Source organism: Priestia sp. LL-8, assembly GCF_036227845.1.
In the GTDB taxonomy this organism is placed as follows: Bacteria; Bacillota; Bacilli; order Bacillales; family Bacillaceae_H; genus Priestia; species Priestia zanthoxyli.
Genome location: NZ_JAZAQH010000002.1, coordinates 137,040 through 156,259 on the forward strand (window position 1 = coordinate 137,040; position 19,220 = coordinate 156,259).

Annotated in this window: 16 protein-coding genes and 1 riboswitch; of the genes, 6 read left to right on the top strand and 10 right to left on the bottom strand. The window is 32.4% G+C overall.

The annotated features are described in order from the left end of the window. The first annotated feature begins 705 nt into the window (after window positions 1-705). Window positions 706-2,040, top strand: a complete 1,335-nt coding sequence (locus tag U9R83_RS27095; RefSeq protein ID WP_328575546.1) for an AAA family ATPase — start codon at window positions 706-708, stop codon at window positions 2,038-2,040. A gap of 3 nt (window positions 2,041-2,043) precedes the next feature. Beyond that, on the top strand, window positions 2,044-3,081 hold the full coding sequence (locus tag U9R83_RS27100) for an HNH endonuclease (RefSeq protein WP_328575547.1): 1,038 nt from the start codon (window positions 2,044-2,046) through the stop codon (window positions 3,079-3,081). A gap of 411 nt (window positions 3,082-3,492) precedes the next feature. Here the strand turns inward: U9R83_RS27100 and U9R83_RS27105 are convergent, their stop codons facing one another. Beyond that, window positions 3,493-4,641 carry a tyrosine-type recombinase/integrase gene (locus U9R83_RS27105; protein ID WP_328575548.1) on the bottom strand — a complete coding sequence of 383 codons (1,149 nt, stop codon included), beginning with the start codon at window positions 4,639-4,641 and terminating at the stop codon, window positions 3,493-3,495. Window positions 4,642-5,120: 479 nt separating this feature from the next. Between U9R83_RS27105 and U9R83_RS27110 the strand changes: the two genes are divergently transcribed. Next, window positions 5,121-6,092 carry a helix-turn-helix domain-containing protein gene (locus tag U9R83_RS27110; RefSeq protein WP_328575549.1) on the top strand — a complete coding sequence of 324 codons (972 nt, stop codon included), beginning with the start codon at window positions 5,121-5,123 and terminating at the stop codon, window positions 6,090-6,092. Window positions 6,093-6,202: 110 nt separating this feature from the next. Here U9R83_RS27110 and U9R83_RS27115 read toward each other — a convergent pair whose 3' ends face one another. Further along, window positions 6,203-6,958, bottom strand: coding sequence for an ETX/MTX2 family pore-forming toxin (locus U9R83_RS27115; RefSeq protein WP_328575550.1), 756 nt, complete (start codon window positions 6,956-6,958; stop codon window positions 6,203-6,205). Window positions 6,959-7,701: 743 nt separating this feature from the next. Here U9R83_RS27115 and tuf point away from each other — a divergent pair. Together tuf and sinI are read left to right on the top strand one after the other, a co-directional pair. Next, the gene (tuf, locus tag U9R83_RS27120; RefSeq protein WP_328575551.1) at window positions 7,702-8,919 is read left to right on the top strand and encodes an elongation factor Tu; all 1,218 of its coding nucleotides are present in this window, start codon (window positions 7,702-7,704) and stop codon (window positions 8,917-8,919) included. 805 nt (window positions 8,920-9,724) lie between these two features. Next, window positions 9,725-9,809: riboswitch (cyclic di-GMP riboswitch) on the top strand. Between the two features lie 19 nt (window positions 9,810-9,828). Beyond that, window positions 9,829-9,960, top strand: a complete 132-nt coding sequence (gene sinI / locus U9R83_RS27125; protein WP_328575552.1) for a DNA-binding anti-repressor SinI — start codon at window positions 9,829-9,831, stop codon at window positions 9,958-9,960. Window positions 9,961-9,976: 16 nt separating this feature from the next. On the opposite strand, the gene U9R83_RS27130 is transcribed toward sinI, so the two are convergent. After that, window positions 9,977-10,129 (bottom strand): anti-repressor SinI family protein, encoded by a 153-nt coding sequence (locus U9R83_RS27130; protein WP_323874054.1) that lies wholly within the window; start codon window positions 10,127-10,129, stop codon window positions 9,977-9,979. 251 nt (window positions 10,130-10,380) lie between these two features. Here U9R83_RS27130 and U9R83_RS27135 point away from each other — a divergent pair, with 251 nt between their 5' ends. After that, window positions 10,381-11,091, top strand: a complete 711-nt coding sequence (locus U9R83_RS27135) for an AbrB/MazE/SpoVT family DNA-binding domain-containing protein (RefSeq protein WP_328575553.1) — start codon at window positions 10,381-10,383, stop codon at window positions 11,089-11,091. Between the two features lie 491 nt (window positions 11,092-11,582). Here U9R83_RS27135 and U9R83_RS27140 read toward each other — a convergent pair whose 3' ends face one another. The 7 genes from U9R83_RS27140 to U9R83_RS27170 all read right to left on the bottom strand — a co-directional run. Beyond that, window positions 11,583-12,425, bottom strand: a complete 843-nt coding sequence (locus U9R83_RS27140; protein WP_323874056.1) for a MurR/RpiR family transcriptional regulator — start codon at window positions 12,423-12,425, stop codon at window positions 11,583-11,585. Window positions 12,426-12,589: 164 nt separating this feature from the next. Further along, window positions 12,590-13,285 (bottom strand): N-acetylmannosamine-6-phosphate 2-epimerase, encoded by a 696-nt coding sequence (locus U9R83_RS27145; RefSeq protein ID WP_328575554.1) that lies wholly within the window; start codon window positions 13,283-13,285, stop codon window positions 12,590-12,592. 26 nt (window positions 13,286-13,311) lie between these two features. Further along, window positions 13,312-14,844, bottom strand: coding sequence for a maltose/glucose-specific PTS transporter subunit IIC (locus U9R83_RS27150; protein WP_328575555.1), 1,533 nt, complete (start codon window positions 14,842-14,844; stop codon window positions 13,312-13,314). A 552-nt stretch (window positions 14,845-15,396) separates the two neighbouring features. Continuing rightward, complete coding sequence (gene manA, locus U9R83_RS27155) at window positions 15,397-16,347, bottom strand: mannose-6-phosphate isomerase, class I (protein WP_328575565.1); 951 nt, start codon at window positions 16,345-16,347, stop codon at window positions 15,397-15,399. 19 nt (window positions 16,348-16,366) lie between these two features. Continuing rightward, a complete protein-coding gene (locus U9R83_RS27160; RefSeq protein ID WP_328575556.1) occupies window positions 16,367-17,260 on the bottom strand; it encodes an ROK family protein in 894 nt (297 codons plus the stop codon). Between the two features lie 111 nt (window positions 17,261-17,371). Then, window positions 17,372-18,907 (bottom strand): DUF4127 family protein, encoded by a 1,536-nt coding sequence (locus U9R83_RS27165; RefSeq protein ID WP_328575557.1) that lies wholly within the window; start codon window positions 18,905-18,907, stop codon window positions 17,372-17,374. A 39-nt stretch (window positions 18,908-18,946) separates the two neighbouring features. After that, window positions 18,947-19,220: acetylxylan esterase (locus U9R83_RS27170; protein WP_328575558.1), on the bottom strand; the 274-nt coding region annotated here is incomplete at its 5' end.

Here is a 19,220-nt window from a genome sequence, read left to right on the forward strand (position 1 = left end):
TTTTCAAACAAATATTATTAAACATTTACAGTCAATCGTTTGAGATTTGTTAAATAGGCTTCATTCCAGTAATCATAGGCCTGTGTAGATCACATTTTTTTGAAACAACCAAAACTCTTCTTTTCTTTTCCTTTCTCCAGATAATAATTGCTCCAATAAAACACTACTTTCAATCTCTATTGTACATATCTTTAGCAAGTTCTCTTGATCTTTGTTTAAATTGTTCCAGTTTCTTCTCGTGATTACAAAAGCATCTATCTTCTTTAAAACCTTCATTATAAAAATAGTTATGTAATTCAAACAAAAAACTTTAGACTCAGGGATATAATACCATAAAAATGTATTTTTAATAGATCTTTAGAGTTGTAATATGGTTTATATAGAAATAGTTTCAATCATCTTTTTAAAAAAAAGGACATGATAAAGAAGTATAATATTAGAGATTTTTCTTAATGTGAATTAACAACCATTTATCTTGGGCTTTATAAGTCTAGCCGTTAGTAGTTTCGGAATAACTTATTGCTTATTTTATATCTAACATAAACTAATCTTTATATAATTAACTTCTTTAAACATAACGTATAAGTATATTGATATATTCACCAATTGTTTGTGTATTTAAGACTCATTTTTTTATGATTATTTTGAACTAAATAATTATTTTTTATGGTAAAATTTACGCATATATAATAAGGAGGAAAAATATTGTTTATTGAAAATCTTAATATACATTCGTACAAAATGTTAAATGAAATTGAGCTTTCTTTTAAAAAAACATCTTATAAATATTTTAATGACCTTAATCTTACTATTTTAGTAGGAGAAAATGGTACAGGAAAAAGCTCTATTCTCCAACTTCTTACTCATATATTCTGCCCAAGTGAAAGAAAAAGTCATGAAATACATGAAATGAACTTTACAATTTCCTACAGGATGAAGGATAAGAGTGATAAGGTTTATACTTATAGTCACGATATGGATTACCCAGTAAATTATCCAAAGAAGTTGATAGTTTCTTCCTTCTTTATTTTTGATCCTTTTAGAAATTCTTCTTATGTACGTAATCACTTTACAACTGAACATATACAAGAGGAAACTAAATATGTATATGGTGGTCCATCAGTTGGAGGCTACTCTAGTTTAGATACAATAATCCATCCAATTATTAAAGCTCTTTTTATTGAAGATGAAGATATCAAAATTAAGCGCTACGCAAGTTTGTTAGATAAAGTTGGGTGTCAAAGACTACTTAGTCTAGAAATTAATCGAAGAAAAGTAAGGGATTATTTATATGGGCGCTCTCCCTATAGATTTAGTCAAGAGAAGATGGAGATTATTAATGAATACAATGAAAAAATCAATCAATTTAGGAGGGTTAAAAAATCACCTAAATATAGATCTGGGCATATATTAGTTGACGTTAGTGATATAGATAGGGATTTTTTAAACTTATATGAAAAAATGCTCGATATTAAAGTTGACCCTGGCATAAAAGATATAATTTTTGTGAATTCAAATGGGAATGAGATTCCTCTTTCAACAATGTCATCTGGAGAGATTACACTCCTATTTAGGTTCGCTCCTCTAATTGTAGAAATTGAAGATAATTCGTTAATATTAATTGATGAACCTGAAACTCACCTTCACCCAGCGTGGATTCAAGAATTTATACAAAATTTACTTGAGTTCTTTGAGGGGTATAATACACATTTTATCATAGCAACGCATTCACCTTTAATTGCTTCAGATGTACCTTCGGAATGTGTAATTGGATTAAAAAAAGAAAAAGATGGTATTAAAAAATATATACCTGCTAGTAGAACACTTGGGGGGCATTCAAATGATATATTAAAAAATGTTTTTAGACTTAATCAACAATCAGGAGATTTTTCTATGAATAAAATTGAACGTGTAGCAAATTTGTTAAATAAGGGGGATGAAGAAAGTATTGATGAAGCCAAAAAAATATATAAAGATTTAAGTTCAACCTACGAAAAATTTCAAATTTATGAAAAATATAGAGATTTATTAAGAGGATAAACAATGTGGAATATTAACTCTAGTAACAGTCAGTATATTTATAGATTTACTGATGAATTTATTTGTGATGTTTTAAGCTGGGCCTGTACAAATAAGGGAATTAAATCTATCCCTATTGTTCGTAAAACAAATTTAAATGCTAAACTGAAATCATTAGTAGAATATAGATACTTTTGGAAGCTAAGAGAGCATATGTATAAACTTACAACGTGTAAGAAAATAAATGAAGTAAGAATAGCCTACCTCTATTTTAGTAACCATTATATAAAAATCATTAAAGGTGACATAGTAAACTACCCGATTCTTGATAATAACACAATAAATCATATAACACCTATATTTAGATATTTTTATGATAATTTGCTAGATAATGAATACTTTTGGAATGTATATAATCCCTCTCATAAATATATGACTAAATTAGAACTAAGGGGTATAGATACAGCGCATAAAACATGTCCTTACTGTGATCGAAATCATATAGTTCCAAGTAGTGCTAATAACATAGATCACTTGCTCCCACAATCGGATTTTCCATTCCTTAGTATATATTGGAGAAACTTAGTGATCTCTTGTTCAAATTGTAATAGCAAAAACGTAAAAGGGAATGATTGGTATTTACCTATTTTACATCCTTGTTACGATAAAGTGGAAGACATTTTGTACTTTAGTTTCGATAAGAGTAAACAACAAATTATTATATCTGTGAGGAATAACACCCCTAGTGAAATAAGTAATCAGAAAAAAGGAGACAATTTTATAAAAGCACTTAAATTAAACAAAAGTTATGAAAAAATGTGGTTCCTGCTAAAGAATGAGCGAAGGGCCATGTTTGAGTGCATCTCCGAGGCTATAGATAATTCTTCAGGAAAAACAAATGTCATCATTCCTATAGAGAAAGGAATAGAGAGACGGGAAGCAGAACATATTCAAGAGAAACAGACAGAAACATATACAAAATTAAAATTAGATTATTGTTTGTATGCAAAAACTCAAACTCACGAAGTTTTAGCTGAATGGTTAAATGAAGAATATAAATAAAGTCGCGTTAAACTAGGGTCTTTATTGTTGAATTGATCTTAGTTGAAAGCTCTAAGCTTAAGATGATTAATCTTCTATAAAACAGCGATAAAATTAAATGTTGTATATCACAATCATAACGTGAAATGTAGAGGCACTATATTTAATAGTGTTTCTATATTTTTAATGACCAAATGCAAAAAACATGCCTTCTTATAACAACTCTTCTATTCTCCTCTCCATATAAGCACTTTTATCTATCTTATTTAAGTTCCAACACCTATTTTTCATATGGTAATCAACGAACTTTAACTATTAGTTTTCATGAAATTATAAAAAGGCACTGCTTAATAGCAATGCCTTACCCAATGGATAAGTAATTAAAAACCCACTCGATTTTTATCTGTACCTAAAAAGAAAATAGCATGATAATTAAAAGTCTCGTTCCTTCCAGAGTAGCCCAATTTCTTGCTCTCGCTGCAAAACCTTCTCTAGATAACGTTCCGTTGTTTTACGATCACTATGGCCAAGCTCCTTTTGAATTAAGAAAATATCGGCTCCCTGCTGCCTACTATAAATCGCATAAAAATGACGGAAATAATGAGGCGTAATCCTGTCATTCCGTTCTTTTACAAAAGGTAATTCCGTTCGTTCAATGATACGCACAATATAATTACTTAAGTTTTTATATTGATAATAGTCAACATCTTTAGTTGGAAATAATGGACCTTGATCACTTGAATTTAATGCTGTACTGACATGACGCCGTTCTCGAAAAGCAAGAATACGTTTATAAAGATTTGGATGGAGTAACTTATCAAATTTCTTTCCACCCTTCCCTACTCCTCTTAGTCGATAATGACCACTTAAACTGTCTAGGTATATGTCTCCCCACGAGGCTTTAGCTATTTCTTGAACACGAAGGCCTGTCATGGCTAGCATCGTTAACAATCCATAATTAATAGGATGGTCTTTGTAATAGTCTAGAATCTGTTTGACTTCATGGTAATACAAATCTCGGTTCGGAATTTCTTGCTCAGATAGTGACGTGCTTAAGATTTCTTTGTGTAATGGATGCTGTATATACTTCGTTTCATGTAGCCATTTCATAAAACTTTTTAAAATCGTCATTTTAGCATCTAAAGTTGCAGGTGAATAAGGTTTCCCGCCCTTCCCTAACAATGCGGTGCTTAAATAATCCTGGTAGTTCCGTATATGCCAAGGACGTAGGTTCTTAAAAATAGTTTCTTCTATATAATAGTCAACATCTTGGCGCAAGAACGACTCACTTTTTACCGCATACTGATAAAACTGCAACAAAGTCCGTAAGTATTCGGTTTTTGTATTTTCTTTTCGTTCTCGATCCTTTCGGATATGCTTTCGTTGATGGACATAGTAGTACATCATTTCTTCATCCGTAAAATCACTAAACATATCTTCATTTTTTCGCTGGTGATGCTCATTTCTTTCTTCCAAAACATCGTAGTATGTAGTGTCCAGCATTAGTGAAACGATTTTATTAAAATCTCCTTTTCTTTCCCTTACTTCTGCTCCTATATGTACTAATGGGAAATCTTGCATAAAACCTCTCCTTTCATAAAACATGCCATCTTATTTATAGTTCTCCCTTGTGTTAAGATACTCTCTTCTTTATGTGGAGATTAAGTTTGTATTTATATGAATATAGATGGTAAATAACCTTTAAAACGTATTAATAATATTAATAACAATATATAAACTACTAATTATTTTAATTAAATATCTATTGTTTTTATAAATAAGTACTTTTTTGAAGTTATTTATTATATTTATCACTTATTAAGTGTAACCTATTTAAAAGTAAAAGTATAAACTTACTTTCTATAAAAATAGTTTATCATTTATACAAGTTGTAGAAAAATCTCCTATTTGTCATCACTTAGAGTAAATAGTAAAACATAAATATTTATAAGTTAGTTATAACATTTACATATTGATTATAAAAACTTTTAAACTCTAACTATATGTATATATGATATACTTAATTATTAGATGAAGAAAAAAGAATAGGAGTGTATGTCATGATTGATAATCCTACTAAAATTATTACTATTGAAGATGTGATGGAGATGTTATCTATTTCATCAAAGAAAACGATTTATACATATATTCAGCAAGGAAAATTAAATCCTATTAATAAAGATGACTGGCATATCGAAGGACGTTATGAATTTGATATCGAAGATGTCGTTCGTTTGCAAGAAGAGTTAAAAAAGCCAGGACTTACGACAAAAGAGGTAGCGCAGCAACTCGATATATCCGTCACAACAGTGAATAAGTATATTAAGCAAGAACTTTTACCTGCACTCCAAGAAGAATACCGGGGTATTAATTGTTATTTTGTGAATGAAGAAGATTTAGAAACGTTTAAGCGTACGCATGAAGTTGGCCGTAAACCTAGTAAGCGTCATTTTTATCATACCGAACAAAATATTGCACTCTTTCAGCTTTTTGTGAAGAAAGATGAAGTGAAAGAGCAGTTTGCCCGTATTATCTCAGTAGAAGATCCCATTATGGCAGTGACAGAGCAACATGAAGAGATAACGGTAGAAGAATTACTTGATCGCGGCTTTGAAGCAGCCTATGAAATTGAATCGAAAAAAACGATTACGAAAGAAGGCTATGCTACATTTGCATTTAAGCAAACAGCCTACGCGAAATCACAACTTTATAAGCTCATGGATTTATTCTATCAGTACCTAAGCCCGACTAACATGAGAATTACACCACAAGAAGAGAAAGAGCAATTTATCGTTGAAATCAAACCTGTATTGTTGACAGAATCAGCACAAGAAATCGTTGAATTATTGGAGTCAGTTCTTGTCTCAGGAAAGATTAATAAACGCAGCCGTGGAATTTACATTGATAGCGATTTGGAAGTGGTACGTGTAAAGGTATCAAGTAATCTGAAGGAAGAGTTACAGCAAAAAGCCAAGGAATTAGGCAAAAAGAATGTGGAAGAGTTGTTGTTGTACGCTGTGCAAAAATTATAGGATAGCCTGAAGCCTAAAGACAACAAACTTACTAAATCAATAACAGACTTTCATCCTCTGTTTAATAAAAAAATCCTATGCAGATATTTGCAAAGGATTTTTTATTGTATTTAAACTGGCGTTTTTGCATCGAGAGGTTCTGCTGCACCGACTTCTGTCTGAACATCGAAGACGGCTGTATTTTTAATTTTGCCGGTCAAAGTTCCGGTTGTACTATTTAAGACATTATCTGCCCCAAGGAACCAAAAATAATGATCTTCTACTTTACGAGGAAAGTTTGCTCCGAACGATCCTTGAACAGACAACGGGGCTTGAAAATTCATGGTTTCTTGTTTCATTGTTCCTACCATGGATATTTTCTTTTTACTTCTTGGAGGTACATTCACCGTTACAGTAGACGATGCTGATCTTGAAATAGAAGTAGAAGAAGATTCTCCTACTGTCGTTGAAACAGAAAACTCTGCACCTGACTCAAACACGCCTTCTAATGTAAATTTAGAGGATATCGTTAGACCAGTTGTCGTTTGTGACGACCATGTTTTCGTTTCTGTCCAGTTACCTTGTACACTTAAAGAAATGGATGCTTCTTCATCACCATGATTGACAGCATAATTGCTACCTAAAATTGCTTCACTTGGTGGTTTTCCATTTCCTATTTGATATGTGAATTCTCCTAATGTCTTGTAACAAGGGTGGCCATATTGTTCCGTAATAGCTGGTTTTGCTGCATCATAATACGTTTCACTATTCACAGCGATGCCGTCTGGTAATACCCCAAAGCGTTCTTTAAACTTTTCTCTTATACTATTAGGATTCGAACCAACTGCAGATAATTCTGAAAACGAAAACTTTTCTTGAATAGGCATTAAAACACTCCCTTAAGGTTTTAATTAGGAAAATCCCTCTATATAATAACACCAAACGAATTTTATGTAAATATTTTAATTAAATTACATTAAAATCCATTAAAATCATTATATAGTAATTTTAAAAAACTTAACTTTATTGAATTAAACAGTATACTTCTTTTTTTACTATCTAGCATATCACCAGGCAATACAATGAAAGTTTGATCATTTATATATTATTGAAAGACAAACAATTTGTCGTTACTAACTGTAAATAATAAAACCTCAGTAATATTTAGAAAACGATGCTATTTACTTAAAGAATTACAAAGAGCAGCTAGGGTTATTCCTCAAAAAACAAGCACAGCATTTATTTTTAAGAATATATGTATATGAATCTACAAATTTGGCCAGACTGATAACATATTCCCCCTATTCCAATAAATTTGAAAACCCTTTGCCTACATGAGCAAGGGGTTCTTTTTTATATGAGATTGCCTCTTAAGGTTAAAATCTATAAAAATACATATCAAATGAAGTAGTTGTATATAAAAATAGACTTCAACAATAAAGATATGCTTTCTGTTGCCTTTGACAAGACTATTATAAATAACTTCTAGCATATCAATTAAATCCCATTATTTGTGGTAAAATATATATTAATTTCTATCATAAGGTAATAATCAGACGAAGAGGTTTATTTATAACTACTCATACTAAAGCACGTCCTTTACCTTATTAAATTTTAGGGGGATACCAAAATGCCTAAATCAGTATTTGAACGTACTAAGCCCTACATTAACATTGGTTTTATTGGTCAAGTGGATCATGGTAAAACTACCTTAGCAGCAGCTACTTCGGCCTTTTTAGCAACGAAACATGGTGGTAAAAAAATGAGCTATGCAGATATTGATAATGCCCCAGAGGAAAGAGAGCGAGGAATTACGATTAATACTCGTCATGTAGAAGGAGAAAGTGACTCGCGCCACTATGGTTTCATTGATAGTCCAGGTCATGCTGATATTGTCAAGAATATAATAACAGGGGCAGCTCAAATGGATGGAGCTATCCTTGTTGTAGCAGCCGACATGGGTCTAGAGCCTCAAACACGTGAACATATTCTTTTAGCTCGTCAGGCGGGGGTACAAAATCTCATTGTCTTCCTAAACAAAATGGATTTAGCAGATCCAGATATAGTTGAGCTTATAGAGATGGAAATTATTGATCTTCTCACTTCATATGGATATCCAGAAGACACCCCTATTATAAAAGGTTCTGCTTATCAAGATCTGATTAAGTTAGAAAATGGTCAAAATGCTGAGTGCATTCAAGCACTAACGGATACTCTAGATTCGTACATTCCCCAACCAGTGCGTAGTATTGACAAACCTTTTTTAATGCCTATTGAAGATATCTTTTCTATTCAAGGCCGCGGTACGGTTGTAACAGGAAGAATCGAACAGGGAAGACTAAAAAAGAATGACGAAGTTGAAATCGTCGGTATAAAGGAAACAATCCAAACTACATGTACGGATATTGAAATGTTTAATAAGCTTTTAAGTGAAGCCGAAGCAGGAGAAAATGTAGGTTTACTTCTTCGTGGTATTGATAAAACGGGGATACAGCGTGGTCAAGTACTTGCTGAACCCGGATCAATAACTCCTCATACTAAATTTAAGGCTGCTATTTATGTTCTATCTAAAGAAGAGGGAGGGCGTCATAAACCCTTCTTCACCAATTACCGACCTCAATTTTATTTCCGTACAACGGATGTTACAGGGACTCTTCACTTAAAGGATAATATAGAAATGATCATGCCGGGTGATAACACTCAGATATATGTGGAACTCGTTGCACCGATTGCCATGGATATCGGCCTTCGTTTTGCTATCCGTGAGGGAGGACGAACTGTGGCCTCAGGTCAAGTCGTTGAGATTTTTAATTCAGAAGATGATGTGAAGATAAAAGCAAAAGGATAAGTATCATTTAATTCTAAGTTTGTTTTGTATAGAAAAAGCTTCCCAACGAGTGGGGAGCTTTTCGGCTTATTATCGTATGTTTTCTATAACCAATATCCTTACTTAACATAAAGCATATTACCAGTGGACAAATATAAAAATACTATTTTGTATTTACTGCTTGAAGCAGTGAGTTGAAGCTGTACCAGTATCATCTTTTCCCCCCACAAAAAAGATGAAACACTTTCCATTGTAATCCTTTGCAGAAGTCATTTCCCAATTAATATCCTTTTCCAAATTCAATTTCTTCATTTGTTTACCTTGATTATCTACATAATATTCTGTTTTCTATATATGAATCGTGATAAAAAGCTACTTCGCTCTCATTGCTGAAATAGCTTTTTATTTTGCTATTATTAAGAATAATTCAGTATGGATACTTTAAAATTTACATGTTTTCATTTTACACAAAACCAAATAACGAAAAATCTATTTAGCTATTCAAATAAATCTTTATACAAGCATAAAGAAATTATATCTATACACTGTACATTAGATTTCCTTCTAGTTAATACAATTATAGGTTTTAATAGTTAGACATTCGAAACTATTAAAACCTTTTAGAGGCTTATTTCGGATACCTATTACAGAACCAACCGCAGGATTAATGTAAGGGTAAATATATATTATCTTAAAGGAGAATTTAATTAGTTCAGAGGTTGAAACAAGAAAATCTTTGTCAAAGGAATTAAAAAAATAAATAATAATCCTTATTTTTACATGATTTCAAATCCATTATATAGTAATATATTTATAAAATTACATATTATGATAAAGGCAAACTAGTTGAAAAACTAGGACGCAAAGCTACAGGTCTAAGGTTAAATAGCTATGACAGCTGAGCTCCCTGAATATCTGGAGGTAATTTTCATGGATGGTAAACAACAATTGATAGAAAAAGAATTAGATCAAGAATGGGTTAAACTTATAACAGAAGCTAAGGAATTGGGATTAACTATTGAAGAACTTAAAAAGTTATTCAAAAAACAAATAACCCCCTAATCACAAACAACACTAGTCATATTTGGTCTTGTTTATAATCATTCAATTTCTGGGATTTCCTATTTAAAAACTCTTTAAACTCCTCTTTGGTAACGCTAGAATTCATTGCTTCTTCAACTAAAACTAGCCATTTATAGGAAAGAGTAGTGTCATGATTTGAATTATTCATTATAATCTTCCTCCTTTACAACTTGTCCTATTATAAAGCAAATTGATTTGTAATATAAGCTATAATGATAAAATTATTACTTTTTATCCTGTTTTTTACATAAATTGTTATTCATAGGGTCTTATTCAGTTATTTAGCTTATGAAGATCAAATTTAATAGCTTAGGTAAAGTGTAAACTCATGAAGATATAAAATGAATATAAGTAAATTTATCCTTTGTCTATAAAAGTACATTTGAAAGGATTTTATTAGTGGAAGAGAAAGAATCATCCAAAGATTACTTAATAATTGATAATATGGGGAGAGTAAAGGTACCTTCCCAGCTTCTAGAGCATGCCAATATTCAATCATCTGCTGCAATACAATTCCTCAACTATAAAGATTACATTGTCATGAAGCAGGTTGAATTCCCACCGGTTCTTTTGGAAGAAAATAAAGATAAGAACTTAATTAGGACTATTGATAATTTAGGCTACATTGTAATTCCAAAGATACTTCGTGAAATACATGATATAGATCTACATGATGAAATAGAAGCGAAAGTCCTTAACGAGAGCATTATTTTCGAAAAGAAAAGAGAGCAAAATAAATCTCCAGGTCTACTAAAGGGATATATAGAACCTGAATTAAGTGAGTTATCTTTACTTCAAATAAAATCAGGGAGAATAAAACTTCCTGATTTTGTATTGAAATTCTTGAATTTAGAAGAACATATGCAATTACAGTTCTTTATTAAAGGACAAGATACTATCGTTGCAAAAAAACATAGCTATAAATTTCTTACAGAAGGAAAACTTTTTTTCACTGGACAATCACGCGTGATAAAGAAAGATAAATACTTAAACATTCCTAAAAAGCTAAGAATTTATCTAAACATTCATAGTGGCGACATCCTAGAAATCAAAACAATAGGGGACAAATTAATCATAAAAAAAGCAATTGAGAACGATACTCTTGTTTAAAATAAGTAAGCGCAGCTGAAATAATTAGCTGCGCTTACTTATTTGCTGTTACCAAGAATCATTTTGTAAAAAAACTAATCTTTAGAGATACATCTTTCAAAGAATTTCACATCACTATCGCTTTTATTTTAAGAGTGCCCGAAAACCTAGTCACCTTTTCTTTAAGCGAGTGGGTTTATTTAATCTAATAATCCTTTTTACTATTTTATCCTTGAAATACCCTTGGTTATTGTACATTTTTACCACTTCTAGCTTAAATGAGATTGTAAAAGATTATCCTTAGTGACCCATAAATGCCCTCTAAGTATAGTGTAACCCTCTTTTTTATTTACTCCATCCACTTAATCGGGCGCATTACATATAAATAAACCCATACAAAAAGACGCCTTAATTGCTACTGTCCAGGTGTCTTATCCTTTTTTCATAATAGATAAGAACTAATTAGTCGTAGAGGTCTCTTCTAATTGTTTCTTATAAAGTTTTTTAGGCAATTATTCTATATTGCCTAAAGCGTGCAAAGTTTTATCCCTTAAATGAATTCTTTTCTTATAATCTTCAGCTATTAGTTCTGTGTATATCAAATCAAAAAGTAACAGGAACGGCAATAAAGGGGAGATATTCTGCCCCATATGCATGTTGCTTTTACTAGTTACTAGCAAACATACATTACTTAGCTTTGCTAATTCTGAGTCTTTATTTCCTGTAAAAATGATTATAGGCGAACCTTGTTTTTTTGCAATTTTTATAGTTTTAATTAACTCTTGCGTTTCTCCCGAGATTGAAATACCAATAACAATACTCTTCTTACTAATGAGAGAAGCATCCATTATGGCATGATGGGGATCGGTAATAGCTTCAATATATAATCCTATTCTAAAAAATTTATATTTAAATTCTTGAGCAGCTATACCTGAGCTTCCAATTCCGTAAACATGTATTCGTTCTGCTTTGATTAAGAAAGAAACTACTTCTTGAATATCTCTATATGTGTTTATTTGAAATGTATTTCTTAGTATAGTCGTATGGTCTTGATATAATTTTGCTAAATAATCAACTTGTTGAATATTGTTCACCTCAACAGGTACATTCTGCAAATCGATAAACCTTCTTAGTTCATGCTTAAATTCATTAAATCCGGAAAAAGATAATTTTTGACAAAAACGTGTAATAGTTGCTGGTGAAAGATGGAGTTTTTTAGCTATTTGATTAATGGATAAATGACTAATTTCTCCGGGAAATTTCAGAATGTAACTAGCTAACTCTTTTTCTGTTGAAGTAAAAATTTCCATATTACATTCAATACCATACAATAAATTTTCTCCTAAGTACTCCATTTTTTCTCCTTTTTAGCCTAATGCCTAATTATTTAATATGTCTTTTGTATAGTTTAATATAACCATAAAACAAGTCAATAAATACTCCACTGTATGCTTTTAAACTAAAATAAAAAACGCTTCTAAACAAGAAGCGTTTTTTATTTTACACAGATAAGTTTATTTTAATTACTCCTAAGTGCCTCAACAAATCTTTTGGTTATCTGTTGAGGCCTTGTAATTGCCCCACCTACGACTACTGCATGGACCCCCATATTTAATATAGAGCATGCAATCTCTGGTGTTAAAACATTTCCTTCGGCAATTACTTTCGAATCTTTAACACATGTTACTATTTCTTTTAATAACGCATAATCATCTTGGTAGATTTTCTTTCCCATAGTCTCGGCTGTATAACCGTACAATGTAGGAGCAACGATATCAAATCCAAGTTTTTCTGCATATACAGCTTCCTCAACAGTTGAAACATCAGCCATGAGTAGAATATCTGGATAGTTTTCTCTTATCTCATTATAAAACTGTTTTAATGTTTTTCCGTCTGGCCTTAACCTGTTAGTGGCATCAGTAGCAATAACTTCTACTCCCGTTTTAGCTAGGGAATCAACTTCACTCATTGTAGGAGTAATGTATACTTCGTTACCTCCATAAACTTGTTTGATAATTCCAATCACAGGAAGATCTACTTGTTTTTTTATTTCTAAAATATCTATTGTAGAGTTTGCACGAATTCCTTTAGCTCCACCTTCTTTAGCTGCTAAAGCCATCCTTCCCATAATAAACGGACTGTGTAAAGGCTCGTCTTCTAAAGCCTGACATGAAACAATTAACCCGCCATGAATACATTCTAAAACTTTTTTCATTGATAACACTTCCTTATTTTTTATACTTAAAGACCAAGATACTCTTCAATTTCATTTTTAATAATAGTTACTTGAGGACCATAGACAATTTGAATACCATTGCCTTTTTTTATAATACCTTTAGCTCCGGTTTGCTTTATTAGTTCCTCTTTTATCAAATCCTCTTTCTTTACAGTAACGCGTAGACGAGTTGCACAACAATCAACCACTACAATATTTTGCTCATTACCAAGACCTTGGACAATCGTTTGAGTTCTTTCTGTAGCTTTAACCTGATGTACTTCTTGTTTACTCTCTTCTCGACCAAGGACTTTTAGGTCTCTCTTAGTGATTAAGAATTTAAAAGTAAAATAGTATAAGAAAAACCATAGAATTCCGACTAAGGGAACAAAAATCCAATTTGTTTTATCAATTCCCTGAAGAATACCGAATAAAATAAAGTCTATAAGTCCTCCTGAAAAAGTCTGTCCAACAGTTATGCTTAGAATATGAGATAACATGAAAGCTAACCCATCGAATAGAGCATGAAAAACATATAGTATAGGAGCTACAAATAAGAAACTAAACTCTAAAGGCTCTGTAATACCTGTTAAGAAAGAAGTTAAAGCTGCGGAGAGGAGTAATCCTCCTACTAACTTCTTATTTTCAGGTTTAGCACAGTGATAAATTGCTAATGCAGCCCCTGGTAAACCAAACATCATAGTAATAAATCTTCCAGACATGAACCTCGATACTCCATCATAGTACTTGGTTGTGCTTGGATCTGCTAATTGAGCAAAGAAAATGTTTTGAGTTCCTGTTATAATATGGCCTTTAATTTCTAACGTTCCACCTAGAGCAGTCTGCCAGAACGGCAGATAAAAAATATGGTGTAAGCCTAAAGGCCCCAACATACGGAGGATAAATCCATAAAAGAAAGTTCCAATTACACCTGTTCCAGTAACCACTTCTCCAAGTAAATTAATGAATTGTTGAATAAAGGGCCATACTAAGAAAAGGATTACACCGACCAAGATAGATGCAAAAGAAACAATAATTGGGATAAAGCGAGAACCACCAAAGAAACCTAATACTTGGGGAAGTTGAATTTTATTATATTTATTGTGTAAAAAGGCGGTAGTAACCCCTATTATAATTCCACCAAATACGCCAGTTTCTAATGATTGAATGCCTACTAATAAGCCTTGTCCTGCCTTTGCTAAATTCTCTTTAGCCAGATCATGATTTATAGTTAGTAAAGCATTTATTGTACTATTCATTACAAAGTATCCTATCATAGCTGCTAAACCTGCTGTTCCCTTATCAGAACGAGCTAATCCTACAGCAACTCCTACTGCAAAGATAATTGGCAAATTACTAAATACAATACTCCCAGCAGAGCTCATAATAGTAAAAATTGCTTGCAACCAAGCAAAATTCAAAAATGGATAAGCTGTAATTGTATTTGGATTAGATAATGCACCACCAATACCCAGTAGCAAACCAGCTGCCGGTAGGACAGCTATAGGAAGCATGAATGATTTTCCAAATTGCTGGGCTTGTTCAAAAGCCTTTTTCATAAGATGTTCCTCCCCTTGAAATCGAATAACTTTTTAAATGACTTAATAAATTTTCATTGAAGTCTTTAGTTATAGCTAAATATTAAATATCTATAAAAGCGTTTTCAATACCCTTGTAGAAACTCTTAAACATTTTCACATAATAAGCTTTTTAGTTGAAAATGTTTTCATTTACTATTTATAAAATATATTTAAAGTCTTTCCTAGAAAGTTAGCAAAAGGTTTAAGTCTTAGAATTAACTTCTTTCGCTATGTTTTTGAAAGAATAATTCCCCATAGAAACTATAGGAACGCAAAAACGCAAACCTTTTTTACATAAAGGATTGCGCTATAAAAATATTTACTATATATATATCTTGGATAGGCGAGCCCTCAAACAACAAGTGGTACCTATCATTGAATGAATAAACTGTCCCCAAAATGAAGAAACATCTTATATCACTAAGATGCTTCTCCCCTTTTAATATTTTTACTTATTTACTGTTAATATATATGGAGTTAAATTTACTCCTAGTACTTTATTAAATTTGCAATATAAATCAACTTATTAGTCTATAAATGTGAAACAATCAATTCACAGTTTCCACTTATCTCAAAATTTCTTGTTTTTGCAGGAAGGATAAAATGGCTACCTTTATTAAATGAATATTCTCCTTCTTCGCCCCTAAGGGATCCGTTTCCGTTTATCACACTACATAACATAAAAGATTTATCCATTGTTAAAGATGCTATCCCATCTATTTTCCATTTATGAACAGAAAAAAAATCATTTTCTACGAAAGTAGTAATTATTAAATTTTTATATTTTGTTACAATAAATTTATTATCGGCATCTATATGAGGAATGTTTATAACATCTATTGCTTTTCTAAGATGCAGTTCACGTTTTTTTCCATCCTTATCTTTTCGTTCATAATCATAAACACGGTATGTAATATCAGAACTTTGTTGAGTTTCCAGTACAATTGTTCCTTCGCATAGAGCATGAATAGTTCCACTAGGTACATAGAAGAAATCACCTGGTTTTATCTTTACCCGACGAAGTAACTTATCCCAATCTCTATTTTCAATTGCTCTAATAACTTCTTCCTTTGTCTCAGCATTGTGGCCATATACTATCTCAGCTCCTTTCTTACAGTCTATGATGTACCAACATTCTGTTTTACCTAACGCCCCATTTTCATATAAATTTGCATAGACGTTATCAGGATGTACTTGTACAGACAGATCTTGATTGGCATCTAAAATTTTTGTTAAAAGTGGAAACGTAGCCCCTCCGTAGTGACCAAAAACTTCTGGATGACTACTCCAAATTTCATTTAAAGTCTTTCCAGAGAACGGTCCATTTTCAACAGTAGACGGTCCATTTACATGTGCTGAAATTGCCCAGCATTCACCTGTTCTATTATGAGGAATTTTGTACGCAAATTTATCTTCTAGTCCCTTGCCTCCCCAAATTTTCTCTTGAAAAATTGGCTCTAGAAATAATGGCTGCACCTTTATAATATCCCCCTATGTTCTTTTATTTTTGTTTTTCCGGTTGTGTCTCGTAAGCTTCTTTCCCTAGAATTAACGCCCCTGTAATTCCCGCAAGCTCTCCCAACCCTGGAGAAACAATATATTTTTCTATTTCATTAGATAATTCAGGGAGTTCAATGTATTTATTTAACATCTTCTTTACATTTCTATAAATAAGAGGAAACAACTGTTTCTGCTTCATCACCCCTCCACCTAAAATAATTTTCTTAGGTGACAAAATAAGAATATAGTGAACTAAAGCTTGTGCAAGATAATAAGCTTCCATCTCCCATACTTCTGAATTATTTACTAATTCAACCCCTGGTTTCCCCCACCTTTCTTCAATAGCAGGTCCCGCAGCAAGTCCCTCGAGACAATCATTGTGATAAGGACATTTCCCTGGATAAGTATCATTTAAATGACGCCTAACAGTAACGTGCCCCATCTCTGGATGGGAAAGTCCTTGGAGAAGTTTCCCTTCCAACACAGCTCCTGCGCCTATTCCTGTTCCTACTGTAATATATAAACAACTATTAAGACCTTTTGCAGCTCCAAATGTTACTTCTCCTAAAGCTGCAGCATTCACATCTGTACTAAATCCTATTGGTATATTAAATGACTCTTCGAGTTTCTTTAGGATGGGATAACCTTTCCAACTGAGCTTAGGTGTTGAAGTAATGCGCCCGTAGGAAACGCTTTCAATGTTCACGTCACAAGGACCAAATGATCCTACACCTATGGCCATTAAATTAAACTGATTAAAGAATTCAATAACTTTTCCCATTGTTTCTTCAGGTGTAGTGGTAGGAAATGTGACTCTTTCAAAAATTTGTCCATTTTCATTACCCACAGCACATACAAATTTTGTACCTCCTGCTTCTATTCCCCCGTACAGCATGGCACTTCCCCTTTATTTCTCATAGTCTTTTTAAAATAGTTTTCTTATTCATAGACTACTAAATTATTTTTTTATTTAAACACATTATGTGAATAATTATCTTCTAAATATCTACAGAATTGGTTTTGTACATCCTTTAAATTCTAATTTCATACCACATTCAAACATTCGGTTCCATGGTGCATACGTGGATACTTTATCTAAATTCATATCTCCAAAGCTATGAATAATAGTGTCATGATAAGATTTATAAAGCATATCATCCCTGATTCTATTTATAGTTTTTCCCCTATTTTTTAAATCAAAATAATTAAGCTTATATTTCGGAAGAAAATTATCAACTAACTTTTTTCTAACTTCTGCTTGATAGAAATAATCATCTAGCAGATGATAAATAAGGTTCTCCTGAATAGTTCTTACTTTACCTTTTAAGCCAATGATCCCTTGACAAATTGTTGTTCCAAGGGTATTGCAGTTTGTATTCCAACCTTTATACGAAATTAATTTGTCAAGAACTTGTTCTTCATCTAAAAGAATAATTAGTTCTTGATCTCCACCATTGGCATATGCACTATCTGCTACCATTACTTTTTTACCAGAATCAATATGTTTTTTTATATCGCCTACAAATACTAGCATGTTGCGAAAGCTAGTATATGTAATATCTTTTTTAGCCTGCTCCCAAGCTTCTTGCATAACACGTCCTGGTGTATTGTATGCAAGAATTATATCGGCTTCATCAGCGCTAGCTACTAACTGACAGCCTGCTGCTAGAATATGAGCTTTAAGACTTTCTCCGTAGGGACGATCCTCATATAACGGTATGAGACTTGGACCAAGAGTGCTACTCCAAATTGGGTATACTTTTGGCGTTATTCCCTTTATATCATTGTATACCCGCGTTAGTAGCGTTGCTCCTACCTCATCTGCCCCAGGATACATATGAACCTTCTTATGTAGTCGAAGTTGTTCACGTTTTTCTACTACTTTCTTTTGATCCATAGCCGTATAACCGAATTCCGAGCTATCATCCTGAGGTATAGATAAAAATGTCAATACACCTTCATGTACAAGATTAAGCATACTTACATTTATCATTGAATTAAAAATTCGCCTTGTTTCATAATCTTCAATATATTGTTTTGGTAACTGAGCTGAGATTGCTTTTAGTTCGTGTTCTTCGGATTGAGAAAGCTTTTCACGAGCCTTTTTGTCTTGTAAATAAGCATTCAGAAATAGTTTATGTCCCCATTCCTCATAATAGTCAGGCTCCTCGTCACTTGAACTGTACTTTGGTGTGCGCATAATTAAGTTAGAAGCATATATAGGAGTATCAGGGTACGTTTTATGTAGTATACGCAAGCGTTCAATACATGTTGCTCCCGCATCTTTTGTTAAGTAGTGCAACCGAGAAGGTAATAGTCCACCATATATCATCATATCGATACTAATAATAAAAGCATCGACGGATTTTCCTGCTGCAAATAGCCAATCCCATATCCGATTTGTATCAGCTGCTTTCTTCTTTTCTCCTAACATACTTTTATCAGGAATTAGTAATTCTATCTCAGCTGATGAACGAGCAATCATTTGTATATAATCAATGTTACAAGGCCGTTCATCAATTGGTAAGTAAGCAATTTTCATAAAATGACTCCTCTGCTGGTTATTGTTTTAGATCTTTGTCTACCAGCTTCTTTTAGAATTGAGAAACTTTAATTTTTCTTCTTCATGGATGGGGGGCAATTCGTGAGAAAATTCATGATAAACCTGAATTTTCTTCTCTCCCTTTAACTGATGATACAATGCAAATCCACTAGAAGGAGGACAGACTTCATCCTTTAAACCAATACCTATCAAGGTCGGACATGTTACAAGGCTGGCTAAATTTATACAATCCACATAACTTAGTGTGTTGTAAATTACTGCTTGGGTTTTATGCAATGGATCATGAACTTTG